Below are 16,276 nucleotides of genomic sequence, written 5' to 3'. Positions count from 1 at the left end.
TTTTGGATTCACTTGTTGCACACCATGAACCTGCTCGCTTTTGACACCAGCACCGACATGCTCTCCATCGCCGTCCAGGGCAACGATGGAACGGTGTGGGAGCACCAGGGCCCCGGCGGCGCGCAGGCGTCGGCCACGCTGATTCCCACCATCTGCAGCCTGACGGCGCAGGCCGGATGCTCGTTTGAGACGCTGGACGCTATCGTCTTTGGCCGAGGCCCCGGCTCCTTCACCGGGCTGCGCACGGCCTGCGCCGTGGCCCAGGGCCTGGCTTTTGGGGCCCGCGCCGGCCTGGGTATCCCGGTGTTGCCCGTCGATACCCTGGTGGCTGTGGCCGAGGACGCGCGCCACCGATTCGGCGCGCAGCGTGTGGTGGCCGTGCTGGATGCGCGGATGGACGAGGTCTACCACGCCCGCTGCGAGTGGCAGGCCGCCTTGGGGCGATGGGTGAGCGACACCGATTTCGGCCTGTCCTCCCCCGAGCAAGTGCAGGTACCCGAGGGCTGGACGGTGGCAGGCAACGCGCAACCGCCCTACCGCGGGAGACTGGCCCCAGGCGCAACCCATGTCCACGTGCTGCCCACGGCGGCTGCGCTGCTGCGGCTTGCCCCGGGCTTGCTGGATGCGGGAGGCGCCGTGCCCGCCAGCGGCGCGCTGCCCCGCTACATTCGCGATAAAGTGGCGTACACCACGGCCGAGCGCGCCGCGTTGCGTGCTGCAACCGCCCCGGGAGCCTGAGTGCGTGCTTGCCGCCCGCTGGCCTGGCGCGGCATGCCTGCCCCGCGTGGACTCTTAACTGCCTGAACCGTTGAAGCTTCCTGTTGCCGCATGAGCGCCCTTCCTACCCCTGCGTCTGCCGCCGCTCCTGCCGAAGCGCGCTTTCAGCCACTGACACTGGCCGAGCTGGATCGCGTGCTGGACGTGGAATATCGCGCTTATTCGCATCCCTGGACGCGTGGTAATTTCACCGATGCCATGGCATCGGGCTACCAGGTCCAGCTGCTGATGGCCGATGAGCACCTGCTGGGCTACTTTGTGGCGATGATGGGTGTGGACGAGGTGCATCTGCTGAACATCACCGTAGCGCCGGAGTTCCAGGGCCAGGGCTGGGCGCGCATGCTGCTCGAGGCGCTGGCGCTGTGGTCCCGTGGCCAGGGCGCGCAGTGGCTCTGGCTTGAGGTGCGCCAGAGCAACACACGGGCCCAGAGCATCTATCTGACCCATGGGTTTCGACGCGTGGGCGAACGCAAGCGCTACTACCCCGCCGCGGCCGGTGAGCGCGAAGATGCCGTGGTGATGACTCTGGCCCTTTGAACGCAAGCGCATGATCCTTTTGTTCACCCTCCCACCCCATCCGTTCGTATGAGTCTTCATCTGGACAAGCGCCAGCGCGCAATGCTGCAGGAGATGGGCCTCACGGTCTGGGGTGCGGGCCATGCCGCTCGCGAACCTGTGGCCGCCGCCGCTGCGCCCACGCATCCGGAGCCATCGCCCCTCAGGCCCGCCAAGCCATCTGCCGCTTCCATGCCGGCGCGGCCCGTTGTGACGCCAGCGCCAGCGACCACCGGCACCGCTGCCATGTCTCAGAGCACGGCGCTGGTGCTGCACCCCCCGCGCCTTCTCTACCCGGCTACCGACCCGGCGCAGGTGCCTGCGGGCCTCGGCTCTGGCTGGCTGATCGTGACGGAGTGCCCCGTCCCGGCCGATCCGTTTGCAGGCGACAGCGGCAAGCTGCTTGACAACATGCTGCGCGCCATGCGGCTGCATCGCCACCCCAGGGTGTTTCTCACCGCCGTCGAACGCAACGGAGCCGGTCTTGCAGCCACCGGCGACGTACCGGGTGCGCTCCATGCCACGGTGGCAGACCTGCGGCCCGCGATGGTGCTGGTACTCGGCCATGTGGCAGCCCGCGCCGCGCTGGGCCGCAGCGAACCCTTGGGACGCCTGCGTGGCGGGCCTCTCGATATGGCTGGCTGCCCGGCCGTGGTCTCTTACGATGCAGACTTTTTGCTGCGCTCCCAGGACCACAAGGCCTCCGCCTGGGCTGACCTGTGTCGCGCGCTGGCCATGGTTCGCGGCTGAACTGGCGTTGCCAGGGGCCTTGCAGTGCCATAATCCGGCGCTAGGAGCCTGTCGGACTTGGAAATCGTCGGCTGCAAATCGACCGCAGCGGTCCATTTTGAACCGCCTTTTTGCCCCATAGCTCGGCTATGGGGCTGCAAATTCGGCAAAAACTGTCCTCGCTGGGGCCGATATTCGCTTTCGACGCTCCAAGTCCGACAGGCTCCTAGTGATTCCCGCTAAGGTGACAACGTTGTAGGCAACGACGATAAGCACCCTGCTAGAGGACGGGCATGAAGTGCTGGTTGCTCAATCGCAGGGCGGTCACTCATCCCCTGGGCGTCAAATTGCGCTGCTCGGGCGGCTATTTGGAGAGCAGTCGAACGCGCGGGCTTAGAGTCTTTGGCGTGGCGCACTCCAGGGATCTGGAGGCATCCAGAAAATCACGAATGAGCCCTAGCGTAAGTTGCTCAGCATGCATACTGCCTGCCCCCCTGCCAGCAAAACTCATGTGCCCAGCGCCGTCAATGACTGCCAGCCAATGGCAGCCCTTGGGCATGTTGTGGAAGGGTTGTTCTCGGGTTTGAGCTCCTCCCTCCAGAGCTTTGTCTAACGTCCCGGTAATTTGCAGGAAGGGCTTTCTGATGTCACTCCAGGCATTTTCCGGGAACACCGATCCAACCCCCTGGGGCGAGAGCGCGATGTAGGCATCAAAGCGGTCCTGGCCCTTCACTCCCACCAGGTTACGCGCACCCGCTTCCAAAGTGACGGTTGTGGCACCCATGGAATGACCCACCAGGATCTGGCGTGCAGGTTTGCTCTGCGCTGTGCAAAGACTGTCTGCCCAGCGCAGCGCCGCCTCCAGGTCCATCTGCCTCGATTCAAGTGCAGCACCGTCTTGGGCCAAGTGGGCCAAGCCGGTTTGAACACCACTTTGGCGGACATTGGCACGTAGGCTCATGCGTCCGCTTTCGGTGTGGCCCATCACCACCACCCGCCAGCCCAAAGCCTGCAAGCCCTGCGCCAGGTCAACATAGCCCTTCTCGCTGCCACCTGCGCCATGGGAGAGCAAGGCTAACGGCAAACATTCTTGTGGCGAACGCTGGTACACCATCAGCGGCGTGTGCTTTCCGTCTCGGCGCAGAGCTTGCTCGGCCTGCTGTGCCAGCACCTGCGGCACGGCACACAAAAGAATGCACAGGGCTGCCACGCCGAGCAAGGATTGCACACGCCGATTCATGGAGCGCTCCTGACGGGCGTTGAATTCGAGATCGAAGGCTCAGGTGGTCGAGCGACATCAAACTGCTTGCGGATTTGAGCGGCTACAGCCTGACGCTCGGATGTGTTCATTCCGGCAATCACCCGAAGCGCCTGCTCATGCAAGACGGCATTGGAGGCCTCGCGGTGTACGCGAATATCCTGCATCTGCTGTCGCAGGCGGGTCTGCACCTGCTGGGGTTCGAGGGTTGCATCCTCGAAGGTCGCAAGCCACTGCTGCTGGGCCAGGCGCACGGCGTCTTGCTCGCCTTTCATGGCTTGCAGGGCTGCCTCCAGATGGGTGGCAATTTCCTGTCTGCGCTCAGGTGACAGCACTTCGGTGACCGCTGCCACACGGTGCTTGAGTATTCGCTCTACAGCCATCGTACCGCTGATACCACCCGCGAAACTGGCCAGAAGGAAGATGTTGAGCCCGATCGAGATGGCCAGTGCGGTTGGGCCCCATCGGTTTGTAAAGAGTTTCATATTCAACCCCTTTCGTCAAAGCAAGTTGATGGGCGCGGCCCCTGGGCCATTGGCGGATGGCCTGGATGGCATCACGTGCTGTAGCCATTGAATTTCCGAGCCCGCTGCAAACTCGTCGCCGCGGACGCGCAGTGTTTGTACTTCAATCGCTTGATCAAACCCGTGAACGAATCCGCCAATTGCGCACAACACCAATCCCATGCTCATGGCCAGTGCGCCCAGCCACGGAGAGTTACTTGTTCTTGCTGCTGACCTTGGGGCTCGGGCCGCCAAGGCCAAGTCCAGAGTTTTTTGGCTCCACTGTGCCGAAAGTTTGCTGGCTGCTGGGGCTGGATCACCCGATGCCAGCCAGTAGTCCAGTTCTTCTGCTGTGGCCAGCACCTGCTGTCCCCAGGTGCTGCTTGCAAGCGCATCGAAGATCGTTTGGTCGGTCTGCGGCCAACGATTCCTGTTTGCGCCATATGTCGCCGCACAAGTCAAAAAACGCTGCGCCGAGTCGACCGGCCCGCTGGGAGCAAAGCCGGTTTCCGAATCAGCCGGGGACGATGGTTTCTTGTTCATGTGATTTGAGTCCTCTTCACAGTTTTTTCAAACCAGGTGTATTCGATCCCGCAATCCGCTCTTTAGTGACGGTGCGCCGCCAAATGGCGCGCCAAGGTGGCGCGGGCACGGGAAAGCAGCGACTCCAACGCACCCAGACGGACACCCATCACCCCGGCCGCTTCATCCTGTGCCAACTCTTCGAAATACACGAGCACGATGGCCATGCGCTGGCGCAGCGGTAGTTTCTGCAGAGCCGCTTGCACATCCAGTCGGCGCATGACGCCAGCATCGGCCGCAGGGACCACGGGCAGGAGCATCTTTGAAAAAATTTCGGCGTTCTCTTGAGAGCTCTCTGCACCATCGGGCGCGGTGTCAGGCCAAGCCACCTCACGTCCGGTGCGACGGAAGTGGTCCATGCAGCGGTTGTACAGCACGCGGTAGAACCAGGTTCGAAACTGCGCCTGCGGCTCCCAGGCTGGCGCTTTTTCCCAGATTTGCACGAAGCAGCTTTGAAGGATGTCTTCTGCTTCTTCCACCCGACCCAGAACGCGCTGCAATTGCTGCAATCCCCAGCCGCTGTGGCGGTGGATCAATGCCTCCAGCGCAGCCTCATCGCCACGACAGATGCCTTGCATCAGTGTGTTGTCGTCGATATGCGCGTGGCGCAGCATGGCTTGCGTAGGATCTGAGCAGGGTTAAAACGGCTGTTCAGGGATAAAGCATGGCGCTCCAGACCAGCTTGAAACGGGCGCTTCCATCGGCGTTCCTGGGTACTGAGATGTCAAAGACCGTAGCACCGTGCGCCGCCGTGGGCAGGCTTGACCCGGGTGTGGCATTTGTCGTGAGCTGATGCGAACCACCCCAAGGGCTGGCTGAACCATCAACGCTGGTCGCCGGGCCGAGCGTATCAAGTTGCAGCGCTTGCCAAATGGGCACGATGTTGGAGTAGGGAACCAGGGGGTCGCCCAGGTGGGTAAAGCCATACTGACGGCTTACCGGCGTGACGGAGGGCAAGCCCATCCAAGTGGCAGGCTGATTGGTAAAGTTGCGCCAGTCGGCAGGAGAGGAAAAATAAGCGACCCGGTTGAGGTTGTACATCTTGGCCATCAAACCCGTATGCCCACCCCCTTGGGAGTGACCAGCCAGATTGATTTTGGACCAATCGGGGAGCTGTTGGCTATTGAGGTACTGCCCCCAGCCTTCCGACGGGTACTGCTGGCTCAGGGCAATGAGCAACTTGGCGAGGCGGTTCACGATGGAGTCAACAGGCCCGACCGACACCAGTGTGCTGGTGTCTTGTCCAGTGATGACTTCCTGACGCACTTTTCCATGGCAGTCCCGGTCAGGTTCGGTGGCGCACAGCTGACCCACCGCAACGCCGTTCACATAATTGACCCCCACTGCGTGATAACCCTTGGTGGCTGCGTCGCGCAGTATGAGTCGGTAGCCATCCGGTGTCGCTTGTGTCCCCGGTAGAAATACGACCAGCTTGCCAGTCGCAGCCACTGACGGAGACGGATTGATGGCCACATGTGCTTGCAAAGCCTGCGTGATACCGGGGTCCGTGGATTGGGGCAAAACGTCACGCTCCACGCTGGCTGGCGCCGCAGGGGTGGGGGGCACCGGCGCAGGGGGCACCGGCGCAGGGGTCACTGGCGCAGGGGTCACTGGCGCAGGGGGCGCGGGGGGCACCTCCGTGGATGAGTCCCCCCCTCCGCCGCAGCCATAAAGCCCAAATACCGCCGTCACTGCGGCGACTGGGATGAAATGGGAAAGTGTTGGCATTTTGGGAATGCAGTAAGTGCACATGCCTATTGAACGGGCCTGCGCTGAGAAATCCTTCGCTCGATTGCGAATTTTTTTCGGGCGATCGATCAGCGGGTTGATCTGGACCGTGCGGCGTTCGTTCGGGCTGCAAGGGCGTCTGGCTAGGCCACTGACTTTGACGCCGCCCCATGCCATCGTGCGGCGCAGGCGCAGGCAGCACCGGGTTCCATTGGGCCGGGGGGCACGCGCAGCGCCTGGTTTCAACAGTGGCCAGCCGCTGGGCGTGACGGGGCAGACCGCAGCCCCCCAATCTTTGCCATGCGGTCCTTGCGCTCAAAGTGCAAGGAAAAAATCTCCGCGCGGCAGTACAGCAAGGGAGTAGTGGTGGCTGTCAGAACCGACAAGCCTGTTTTGTGAGCGCTTTTGGAAAGAGGTTGACGAGCCTTACCCCCGGCACTGACTCCACGGTTAGGGCTGCTTGGTTCCCCACCTGACCCGGTTGGCCGCTTCACCATGCGAGGAGGCCCGTCAGCGTTGATTGTACGCTGGCCCGCCTGCTCTTTGCCGCTGCGCCGAATGGCCCGTTGGGGGAGCTGGCCGGGTGGGGGCGCCCCGGTGCCCGCACCATCGCGATTGCCGCAACGGCGCGCATGGGGTAGGACGGCATGGGTGTTGCGCGCTTCCTGGTGGGCTTGGCCCACCCCGTAGAATCCGGCGCATGTCCTATCTCGTGCTCGCCCGCAAGTACCGCCCCCGCAATTTCACCGAGATGGTGGGGCAAGAGCATGTGGTGCAGGCGCTGACCAATGCGCTGACGCAACAGCGGCTTCACCATGCCTACCTGTTTACCGGGACGCGCGGAGTGGGCAAGACGACGGTGTCTCGCATCCTGGCCAAGTCGCTCAACTGTCAGGGCCCGCACGGGCAGGGCGGCATCACTGCCACGCCCTGCGGCGTGTGCCAGGCCTGCGTTGACATCGACTCGGGCCGCTTTGTGGATTACACCGAGTTGGATGCTGCCTCCAACCGCGGGGTGGACGAGGTACAAAGCCTGCTCGAGCAGGCGGTTTACAAGCCGGTGCAGGGGCGCTTCAAGGTTTTCATGATTGACGAAGTGCACATGCTGACGAACACGGCCTTCAATGCCATGCTCAAGACCCTGGAGGAGCCTCCCGAGTACCTCAAGTTCGTGCTTGCCACCACAGACCCGCAGAAGGTGCCGGTCACTGTGCTCAGCCGTTGCTTGCAGTTCAATTTGCGGCCCATGGCGCCCGAAACCGTGCTCACGCACCTGACCGAAGTACTGGCCCGCGAAAACGTACCGGCGCAGGCACCTGCGCTGCGCTTGCTGGCCCGTGCGGCGCGGGGCTCCATGCGCGACGCTCTGTCGTTGACGGACCAGGCGATTGCATTTGGGGGCGGCCAGTTGCAAGAATCCAGTGTTCGTCAAATGCTCGGGGCGGTGGACCGCTCGTACGTTTTTCGCCTCATCGATGCCCTGGCTGCGGGCGATGGCCAGACCGTGGTCGAGACCACCGACGCGCTGCGTCTGAATGGTCTGTCGGCGGCCTCCACGCTGGAGGAGATGTGTGCCGTGCTGCAGCGCATGGCGGTTTACCAGGCAGTGCCTCAGATGGCCGCCACGGTCGATCAGGACGATCCGGAAGCGGTGGAGACGGCGCGTCTCGCGGATCAGATGCCCGCGGATGAAACCCAACTGCTCTACAGCATGTGCCTGCATGGGCGCGGCGAACTGGGCCTGGCCCCGGACGAGTATGCGGCGCTGACCATGGTGCTGCTGCGATTGCTGGCCTTCAAACTTCGTAGCGAACCGGCTGAAAAAAAAACTCTGACGCCGTCTGACCACCGGGGTGCGCCAGTGGGGGCGCCTGCTCATGCGCAGCACACTGCTGCCAGCGCGACCCGGATCAGGGCGGTTGGCAGTGATGCCAGCATGTCTGCCACCACCCCACGGGCTTCGCCCGAGCCTGATCCTGCCACCCCATTGGGTCCGCAAGACGCTGCCCCAGAACCGGCCAACCTCGTATCGGAGCCTGTTGCGCCTGATCGCGATGCAGGGCCGGGTCAAGTCGGTTCGCAGCAGGGACGGGATGGGGTTACAGCGGTGGCCGCTCAGGCGGCGACGGCGGCGTTGCACACCCAAGGAGCGGCTACGGCACTGCCGGTGCGCAGCCCCGATGACTTTGATCGGCCCGCGCGTCGGGACGGCGTCCCGCTTGAGTCCAGAGCACCCGACGTGGTGTCCATCCCCGTGCGCGTGGCACCCGAGCCGGGGGCGCGCTTGCAGCCCACGCCGCATTCCGCCCCGGTGCCTGCGTCGGCCGTTTACACGCCCACTGAGGAAGGCGATGTATGGCATGCCGCAGTGCAGCAGATGGTGGCGGCCGAAACGATCACAGCGCTGACGCGCGAGCTTGCGCTGCAATCCCAACTGGTGGCGCGCGACGGCGCGCACTGGCTGTTGCGGGTCGAGCGGGAGTCACTCAATCAGCCGACGGCGCGCGAGCGCCTGCGGGCCGTGCTGGAGGCTGCAGGCCACGCCAGCGAGCTTTCCGTGGAACTGGGTGTGGTCATTGACAGCCCGGCGCGGCGTAACGCAGCTGCCGCTGCCGAGCGTCAGCGTCGGGCGCAAGAGATCGTGAACAACGATCCGTATGTGCAGATGCTCATGCGCGACTACGGGGCCAAAATCGTGCCTGGGAGCGTCAAGCCGCTTTGAAGCACACGTCTTACTAGCCATACCTCCGCATGCCTTTCACAGAGCAGGGCTAAGATTTCCGCACCATCACAATCCAAGGCATCGCCTTGCGGGGCAGGATTTCATTTTTCATCTTTCATCAAAGGAAACTCCATGTTCAATAAGGGACAACTTGCCGGCCTCATGAAGCAGGCACAGGCCATGCAGGACAACCTCAAGAAGGCGCAGGACGAACTGGCGTTCATCGAGGTTGAAGGCGAGTCGGGTGCGGGGCTGGTCAAGGTCTTGATGACCTGCAAGCACGATGTCAAGCGCGTCACCATCGACCCTAGCCTGCTGGCAGATGACAAGGACATGCTCGAGGACCTGGTCGCTGCAGCCTTCAACGCTGCGGTACGCAAGGCAGAAGAGACATCCGCCGAAAAAATGGGCAAGTTGACGGCCGGGATGCCAGGCCTGCCCGGCGGAATGAAGTTTCCGTTCTGATGCTGGCTGCTGCGCGGGCCTAATGCGTTGTTCATGTCCTCTACCAACGCTCTCGATGTCTTGATCCAGGCGCTGCGCCGCCTGCCAGGGGTGGGTGTGAAGTCCGCACAGCGCATGGCGTTTCATATGCTGCAGCACGACAGGGCAGGGGCTGAACTGCTGTCGCGCGCCCTGCATGAGGCGGTGGGCGCAGTGCGCCACTGTGAGCGCTGCCATACGTTCACCGAGGCGCCGGTGTGCAGTACCTGTCTTGACCCTGCGCGGGACCGCAGCCGCCTGTGTGTGGTCGAGACGCCAGCAGACCAGGCGGCCTTGGAGCGCACGGGTGCGTTCAAGGGGTTGTATTTCGTGCTGATGGGGCGGCTGAGCCCGCTCGACGGGATTGGCCCGAAAGAGATCGGCTTACAAAGGCTGCTCGATCGCGCAGCCGACGGGCTGGTGCAGGAGGTCATCCTGGCGACGAACTTCAATGCAGAGGGCGAAGCGACGGCCCACGTGATCAGCGACGTGCTCAAGGCGCGTGGCATGCATGTCACGCGACTGGCCCGGGGCGTGCCGGTGGGCAGTGAACTGGAATACGTGGACCTGGGCACCATCGCGCATGCCTTGGTGGACCGGCGTTAGCGTGATTTGACGGCCGCATACTGGCGGTGGATCATGTCACGCTTGTGCCGAACGCTGGGGCATAGCGGCATGAAGGGTGGCCCTCTGCGGTTTTCTGGAGGGCCCCAGCGTGTACCGACGGCCCGGCGCATCGAAGGATGGCGCGATAGAATACTCTTAAATCAATAGCTAGAAACGCTTTGCTGACGTGCGCTAGTGCGCAAAAAAGTTGATGAAATGAATACAACGATACATGTGGCGCGCTTCACGGTGGCGTATTGGTGTGTGCTGATCGCGGCGCTCTTGCCGATTGCCTGCGCATGGCTGGCCAAAAGCGGTGCGCTCGGAAAACCGCCCAAGGACGGGGGCTACGACAACCATGAGCCCAGGGCCTGGCTTGCCCGGCAAAGTGACTGGCGTGCCCGCGCCAATGCCGCGCAGGCCAACAGTTTTGAAGCCTTGCCGTTCTTTATCGGCGCAGTCATCATCGCGCACACGCTGGGTGCCGGGCAGACGCTTCTCGATATCCTGGCTTTTGCCTATGTGATGCTGCGCATCTTCTACATCCTCATGTACGTGTCAGACATGCCGATGGTGCGCAGCGCCGTGTGGGCGGCTGCCTTTTTGGTCAACATTGCCATTTTTTTCATCGGTTATCGCTGACGTTCAGGGATGTCGCGCATCCCCCTTGCGAGGGTGCGCGGGCCTTTTGCGCGGCGCAGTTTCGCGGTGCATGAATACCGGCGGCCTGTTGGTTAAGGCAAACGTCGGCTGCACACTCGGCAAAATCACCAACCGGCCCCAGCTGCGGGGGGTGCCCCGCATCTGACGGGACCCGATCAGCGCCCTGCATGCGCCTGGCAGGTTCCACCCGGCGGCGAATCACGCCAGGGTGGAGAGAAAAACGCGAACGATCGGGTCAGCTGCGCTTTTGCCGTGACGGCGTCCCGCCGCGGGGTGTGCCGGTTGACTTCTTGGGCCCTGCGCTGCTCACGCGCCTGACCGAGCTTGCGGTTGCGGCCTTGACGGGCAGGTACACCACCACCTTCTCGCCAGCCTTGAATGCGGCATTGGGGCGCACATCGTTCCAGTCGGCCACCATGGCAGGCGCGAGCTTGTAGCGCCGTGCAATGCTGGCCACCGTGTCCCCCTTACCCGCGCGCACCGAGGTGCGCCGGGTGACGACTTCCGGCGTGAAGAACATCTGGCCGTTGTCCGCCAGGTGGGACGACACATCCTGCCGCGTGGTGGCGGTGCGTGGCACCATCAGGGCCGATCCCGCCCGGATCAGCATCCGGGGTGGGATGTTGTTGAGCGCGCGCAAATCCTGCTCGCTCATACCCGTGCGCTGGGCCGCATCGGCCACGGTCATGGACGTTGGGGCTGTCCACACGGTCCAGCTTGCGTACTGGCCTTCGCTGCGGGCCTGCAGATTGCGCTGGAAAACTTTGGCGTTGTCCCAGGGCAAAAGAATCTGGGGCGTGCCAGCCGCCATGATCACGGGCTTGTTCAACGACGGATTCAACGCCCTGAAGTCTTCCTCGCGGATGCCTGCAAGACTGGCGACCAGCGCGACGTCGATATCGTTGGTGATATCCACCGTCTGGAAGTAGGGATGATTCTCGATCAGCGGTAACTCGGCGCGAAAGGCGCCGGGGTTGGCGACGATGTTCTTGACGGCCTGCAGCTTGGGCACGTACATGCGGGTTTCGGCGGGCATGTTCAGATCTGTGTAACCGGTGCCCAGGCCCTGCTTTTGGTTGCGTGCGATGGCGCGGCCGACGCTGCCTTCGCCCCAGTTGTAGGCGGCCAGGGCGAGGTGCCAGTCTCCGAACATGCCATACAGCTTTTGCAGGTAGTCCAGCGCGGCGCGGGTGGATGCCAGCACATCGCGGCGGTCATCCCGGAACGCGTTTTGCTTGAGGTCGAAATAGCTGCCTGTGGCCGGCATGAACTGCCACATGCCTGCCGCTTTGGCGCTGGAAACCGCCTGCGGGTTGAAGGCGCTTTCGATGTAGGGCAGCAGGGCCAGCTCGGTCGGCATGCCGCGGCGTTCCAGTTCTTCGACAATGTGAAACAGGTACTTGCGGGAGCGCTCGGACATGCGCTGGATGTAGTCGGGCCGCGCTGCGTACCACTGCTCGCGGTCCTGCACGAGCTCGTGCTGCAAGTCTGGCATGGCAAAGCCGCGCCGGATGCGCTCCCACAGGTCGGCAGGGGCGGCGAGCGAGGCAACCTCGGTACTGCTGGCAAATGCCAGCGTTATCGGACGCAACGGGCCGGAGGGATACTGGGGCACATGGGGCGCAGTGCGAGCGGAGGGTTCCGCGGTGGCTGCTGCGGCGCCCGGCCTCTGTTCTGAAGGGCTGCTGCTGCTGGTGGTGCTGGTGGTACCGCTGGTGGCGCCACTGAAGCCTGTGGTGGCGCAACCCGTGAGCCAGACCACAGCAGACAAGAGTGCGATGTGCAGGAATTTCATCGGAAGTTGTTTTTCCATTCGCGCAGGGCAGCCAGGACCGCCACTGCGTCTGCTTCACTGGTCATCTGCGGCTCGTGCACCCTGGCGGACTGGGCTACAGCAGGAACGCGAACGCGCAGGAAAGGATTGATCTCGCGTTCAAGCGCCATGCTCGAAGGCAGTGTGGGCAGGTGGTCTGCGCGCAGCGTTTCGCAAAGGCCCTGGTAGTCGATCAATGCAACGTTGGCAGGTTCAACCGCGCGCGCAAATCGGAGATTGGCCAGCGTGTACTCGTGAGTGCAGCAGACGCGGGTGTTGCCTGGAAGCGCCGCCAGGCTGTCGAGGGACTTGAGCATCTGTGCGGGCGTGCCTTCAAACAACCGGCCGCAACCGCCCGAAAACAGCGTATCGCCGCAAAACAGCAAGGGTGCTCCGTCCACGGCGGCACAAAAAAATGCAATATGGCCGGCCGTGTGGCCCGGGACATCCATCACCGTGAAATCCAGCCCCAGCGCGCTGACGCGGTCACCTTGCACCAAGGGCACCGCCGGCTGCGGAATGCGCTCGCGCGCCGGGCCATAGACCGCGGCGCCAGTGGCCTCGCGCAGCGCATCCACCCCGCCCACGTGATCGCCGTGATGGTGCGTGACTAGAATGGACTGCAATTGCAGCCCCAGCTGCTGCAACACCCGCATCACGGGTGGGGCTTCCCCCGGATCAACGACGATCGCCCGGCGCCCGTCGTGCAGCATCCAGATGTAGTTGTCGGTCAACGCGGGTAGTGGCAGCAGGTTCATGAGCGATCAAATTATAGGTTTGCACCACTGGTTCGAGTCTCCGCCAGGCCAGTATCTGTTGGCCTGGGAGCAGGCCCGCTTTGATGAAGCGGTTGCGGATATTTTTGGCTACCACAGCCTCCAGCTGGGGTTACCTTTTGTGGATGGGCTGCGCGCCAACCGCATGCCGCACCAGTGGCTTTCACAGGGGCAGGAAGGCCTGGCGCAGGTGTTTGGCCGAGCTGCCGGCAGCGACCCTGCTGCGCCCGACCACCCCGGTGGTGCGGTGAAGTCGCCGGACGAGACAAGGTCCGGGGCTGCGCCATGCAGCCCGCTGGTGGGGCGGCCAGTGGTTCTTTTGGCCGAATCTGTGGCCCTTCCGTTTCCTGAGGCCAGCCTGGACCTGTTGGTGCTGCCGCACACGCTGGAGCTCAGCCTAGACCCGCATGCGACCCTGCGCGAGGTGGCTCGGGTGCTGGTGCCTGAAGGTCGCGTGGTTATCAGCGGGCTGAACCCGGCCAGCCTGTGGGGTCTGCGCCAGGCAAGGGCCCGGCTTTACCAGCGCCTGGGCAAGGGCTCGCTGTATCTTCCCGACGTGGGGGAGTTCATCGGCTACCGGCGGCTGCGCGACTGGCTCCGGCTTCTGAGCTTTGAGGTCGAGTCCGCCCAGTTTGGCTGTTATCGTCCAGCAGTCCGCACAACGGGCTGGCTGGAACGCTTGAGCTGGATGGACAGGCTCGGTGAGCGGTGGTGGCCCATCTTCGGTTCGGCGTATTTTCTGGTGGCGGTCAAGCGTGTGTATGGCATGCGGCTCATAGAACCTGCATGGCGGGGCGTGCGCCAGCGTGCCTCCGCCACGCAGCCCATTGCCAACCGAGCCGGCGTCAACGGGGTAACCATGCCCGCGAAACCGCACCATCGCCGTGATGGTGGGGCCCGGGTCAGCAATCAACACAGGAATAATTCGGTTTGAATCAGGTCGAGATATACACAGACGGAGCCTGCAAGGGCAATCCGGGTCCGGGGGGCTGGGGCGTCTTGCTGCGCGCTGGCAGCATCGAAAAAGAACTCTTCGGCGGTGAGCTGGGCACCACCAACAACCGCATGGAGCTCCTGGCCGTGATTGAGGCGCTCTCGGCGCTCAAGCGCCCCTGCGCCGTCACGCTCTACCTGGACAGCGAATACGTGCGCAAGGGCATCACTGAATGGATTCATGGCTGGAAGGCCCGTGGTTGGCTCACCGCCTCCAAGCAGCCGGTCAAGAACGTCGAGCTGTGGCAGCGGCTCGATGCCTTGGTCAGCACCGGCGGCCACCGGATTGACTGGCGCTGGGTGCGGGGTCATTCGGGCGACCCGGGCAATGAACGCGCTGACGAGTTGGCCAATCGTGGCGTGAGCAAAGCCCTCAGCCGTGGCTGACCTGCCGGGTTTGGACGTAGGGTGGCCCCCTGCGCGGCCGCCCTTGGCATGCACAGCTAGCGTCAAGCCTGCACCTTGAGCCCGGCGCAAACCTGGCGGTTTCAGCGAAGGCCGACCCAGGCTGTTACATTGAACGGTTGCGTTCATCACTGGCTGGTTCCTCCATGGCGTCAAAGTACAGATTCACGGTTATTGCTGTTCTTGGGATTGCGGCAGCGTCGGTGGGCGCCTGGTGGTTGCAGCGGCCATCCCAGCCCCCGCGTGCCGAGCCCGTTGCGACCCCCGCGACAGGTGCGCCGGCGGCCGCAGGCAATGCCGGCGCTGGGTCGGGCGCGGGTCGCGGTGCGCAGCAGGGCGGCGCGGGCCGGCCGGTGGCGGTGGAGGTGGTGCAGGTGCGCCAGATGGCCTTGCGCGACGACGCAGAGGCCGTGGGGAGCCTGAAGTCCCGCCAGAGCGTGATGCTGCGCCCGGAGGTGAGCGGGCGCATCACGCAGCTCAACTTTCGCGATGGAGAGCGCGTGCGCAAGGGCCAGCTCCTGGTGCAGTTCGATGATCAGCTGCCGCGCGCCCAGGTACAACAAAGCCGGGCCGAGCTCTCGATTGCGCAGGCCAACCACAAGCGCAACCAGGAGCTGGTCGCCCAAGGTTTCATCAGTCAGCGCTCCGTGGATGAAAGCGCCGCCAATCTGGAGGTTGAACAGGCCAAGCTGGCGCTGGCCGAAGCCTCCACTGCGCGCCTGAAGATCGTGGCACCGTTTGACGGCGTGGCAGGCATCCGCGGTGTGAACGTGGGCGATTACCTCAAGGATGGCGCGGATATCGTCAACGTCGAGGACCTGGACACGCTGTATGTGGACTTTCGCTTACCCGAGCGGCTGCAGGCCAAGGTACGGGCAGGCCAGGTTGCTCAGGTGGCATTCGATGCACTACCGGGCGTGCTCTACCCGGCTCTGGTGCAGGCGATCAACCCGCAGATCGATGCCGATGGCCGCTCCATCGCAGTGCGCGGCTGCATCGACAACCGCCGGCTGCAACTGCGACCCGGCATGTTCGCGCGCGTGACGGCGGTGTTTGCTGAACGCCCTGATGCCCGCGTGATACCGGAGGAAGCCGTGGTGCCCGACGGTAGCAGCCCCTATGTGTTCAAGATTGTCGATGGCAAGGAGCCAGGCACACGCGTGGCGCGCCGCACTCCGGTCACCTTGGGAACCCGCGTGCCCGGTCTGGTGGAAGTGGTTGAGGGCCTGGCGGTGGGCGACACCGTGGTGTCTGCAGGCCAGCAGCGCCTCCAGCGCGATGGCACCCCGGTTCGGGTGGTGGACCTTGCGGCGGGGCCCGCGGGCGACAAATCGGCCGCAAAGCAGCCTGCCGCTGCAGCCTCCAATGCGTCTGCGGCCGCATCCACATCAGCGCCCGCGCGCCAGGACGGCGCTGCCAAGGGCGATGCCGGTGGCAATGCCAACGCGCCAGCAATTCCGGGCCCGACCGGCGCATCGGTGGTGGGGAGCCAAAAACTCAAGCCGGCAGCTCTGGTGGCACCCCTGCCGGGTGTGAGCCCCTGCCAGGTGGGGCAGGCTGGCCAGGCTGGTGTGGCGCGTTGAGTCGGCACAGGATCTGCCTGCACTTTCAGCGTCCAGCTTCCTGTCACCGCCATTGCCATTGCCATTGCCCATCGTTGACGTGAAACGCTTCACCGCTTCC

17 protein-coding genes and 1 other RNA gene are annotated in these 16,276 nt (G+C 63.8%); 10 read left to right on the top strand and 8 right to left on the bottom strand.

Going from position 1 to position 16,276, the window contains the following annotated elements; all coding sequences use genetic code 11:
• The first annotated feature begins 24 nt into the window (after positions 1-24).
• The 3 genes from tsaB (at position 25) to ACK543_RS11880 (ending at position 2,082) form a co-directional block, all read left to right on the top strand.
• Entirely contained in the window at positions 25-738 is a 714-nt protein-coding gene (tsaB, locus tag ACK543_RS11890; protein ID WP_409943058.1) for a tRNA (adenosine(37)-N6)-threonylcarbamoyltransferase complex dimerization subunit type 1 TsaB, read from the top strand.
• 90 nt (positions 739-828) lie between these two features.
• Positions 829-1,314, top strand: a complete 486-nt coding sequence (gene rimI / locus ACK543_RS11885; protein ID WP_409943057.1) for a ribosomal protein S18-alanine N-acetyltransferase — start codon at positions 829-831, stop codon at positions 1,312-1,314.
• Between the two features lie 48 nt (positions 1,315-1,362).
• A complete protein-coding gene (locus ACK543_RS11880; RefSeq protein ID WP_409943056.1) occupies positions 1,363-2,082 on the top strand; it encodes a uracil-DNA glycosylase family protein in 720 nt (239 codons plus the stop codon).
• Between the two features lie 343 nt (positions 2,083-2,425).
• Here ACK543_RS11880 and ACK543_RS11875 read toward each other — a convergent pair whose 3' ends face one another.
• From ACK543_RS11875 to ffs, 6 genes are all read right to left on the bottom strand, one after another.
• The gene (locus ACK543_RS11875; protein ID WP_409943055.1) at positions 2,426-3,241 is read right to left on the bottom strand and encodes an alpha/beta hydrolase family protein; all 816 of its coding nucleotides are present in this window, start codon (positions 3,239-3,241) and stop codon (positions 2,426-2,428) included.
• Between the two features lie 56 nt (positions 3,242-3,297).
• A complete protein-coding gene (locus ACK543_RS11870) occupies positions 3,298-3,804 on the bottom strand; it encodes a hypothetical protein (protein ID WP_409943054.1) in 507 nt (168 codons plus the stop codon).
• Positions 3,805-3,819: 15 nt separating this feature from the next.
• Positions 3,820-4,365, bottom strand: coding sequence for a hypothetical protein (locus tag ACK543_RS11865; protein WP_409943053.1), 546 nt, complete (start codon positions 4,363-4,365; stop codon positions 3,820-3,822).
• Between the two features lie 62 nt (positions 4,366-4,427).
• Positions 4,428-5,018 (bottom strand): sigma-70 family RNA polymerase sigma factor, encoded by a 591-nt coding sequence (locus ACK543_RS11860; protein ID WP_409943052.1) that lies wholly within the window; start codon positions 5,016-5,018, stop codon positions 4,428-4,430.
• A gap of 37 nt (positions 5,019-5,055) precedes the next feature.
• A complete protein-coding gene (locus ACK543_RS11855; protein ID WP_409943051.1) occupies positions 5,056-5,925 on the bottom strand; it encodes a BPSS1187 family protein in 870 nt (289 codons plus the stop codon).
• A 622-nt stretch (positions 5,926-6,547) separates the two neighbouring features.
• An RNA gene (gene ffs / locus ACK543_RS11850) (signal recognition particle sRNA small type) lies at positions 6,548-6,644 on the bottom strand.
• A 188-nt stretch (positions 6,645-6,832) separates the two neighbouring features.
• On the opposite strand from ffs, the gene dnaX reads away from it, so the two are divergent.
• From dnaX to ACK543_RS11830, 4 genes are all read left to right on the top strand, one after another.
• Positions 6,833-8,854 (top strand): DNA polymerase III subunit gamma/tau, encoded by a 2,022-nt coding sequence (dnaX, locus tag ACK543_RS11845; RefSeq protein WP_409943050.1) that lies wholly within the window; start codon positions 6,833-6,835, stop codon positions 8,852-8,854.
• 132 nt (positions 8,855-8,986) lie between these two features.
• The gene (locus ACK543_RS11840; RefSeq protein ID WP_069105404.1) at positions 8,987-9,319 is read left to right on the top strand and encodes a YbaB/EbfC family nucleoid-associated protein; all 333 of its coding nucleotides are present in this window, start codon (positions 8,987-8,989) and stop codon (positions 9,317-9,319) included.
• Positions 9,320-9,352: 33 nt separating this feature from the next.
• The gene (gene recR / locus ACK543_RS11835; protein ID WP_409943049.1) at positions 9,353-9,943 is read left to right on the top strand and encodes a recombination mediator RecR; all 591 of its coding nucleotides are present in this window, start codon (positions 9,353-9,355) and stop codon (positions 9,941-9,943) included.
• Between the two features lie 216 nt (positions 9,944-10,159).
• Entirely contained in the window at positions 10,160-10,585 is a 426-nt protein-coding gene (locus ACK543_RS11830; protein WP_409943048.1) for an MAPEG family protein, read from the top strand.
• 256 nt (positions 10,586-10,841) lie between these two features.
• Here the strand turns inward: ACK543_RS11830 and ACK543_RS11825 are convergent, their stop codons facing one another.
• The gene (locus ACK543_RS11825; RefSeq protein ID WP_409943047.1) at positions 10,842-12,401 is read right to left on the bottom strand and encodes a transglycosylase SLT domain-containing protein; all 1,560 of its coding nucleotides are present in this window, start codon (positions 12,399-12,401) and stop codon (positions 10,842-10,844) included.
• Positions 12,398-13,177: a hydroxyacylglutathione hydrolase gene (gloB, locus tag ACK543_RS11820; protein WP_409943046.1), complete on the bottom strand. Its 780-nt coding sequence runs from the start codon at positions 13,175-13,177 to the stop codon at positions 12,398-12,400. Before gloB ends, ACK543_RS11825 begins: the two co-directional genes overlap by 4 nt.
• Between gloB and ACK543_RS11815 the strand changes: the two genes are divergently transcribed.
• From ACK543_RS11815 to ACK543_RS11805, 3 genes are all read left to right on the top strand, one after another.
• Positions 13,176-14,129 (top strand): class I SAM-dependent methyltransferase, encoded by a 954-nt coding sequence (locus tag ACK543_RS11815; RefSeq protein WP_409943045.1) that lies wholly within the window; start codon positions 13,176-13,178, stop codon positions 14,127-14,129. The genes gloB and ACK543_RS11815 overlap by 2 nt on opposite strands.
• Positions 14,126-14,575: a ribonuclease HI gene (gene rnhA, locus ACK543_RS11810; protein WP_409943044.1), complete on the top strand. Its 450-nt coding sequence runs from the start codon at positions 14,126-14,128 to the stop codon at positions 14,573-14,575. The genes ACK543_RS11815 and rnhA overlap by 4 nt, the downstream gene beginning before the upstream one ends.
• 164 nt (positions 14,576-14,739) lie before the next feature.
• Complete coding sequence (locus ACK543_RS11805; RefSeq protein WP_409943043.1) at positions 14,740-16,176, top strand: efflux RND transporter periplasmic adaptor subunit; 1,437 nt, start codon at positions 14,740-14,742, stop codon at positions 16,174-16,176.
• Positions 16,177-16,276: the final 100 nt, after the last annotated feature.

The sequence above is a fragment of the Acidovorax sp. genome (assembly GCF_046341535.1).
In the GTDB taxonomy this organism is placed as follows: Bacteria; Pseudomonadota; Gammaproteobacteria; order Burkholderiales; family Burkholderiaceae_C; genus Acidovorax.
The sequence above is the reverse complement of the archived record's forward strand: the minus strand, read 5'-3'. Positions and strand labels throughout refer to the sequence as shown.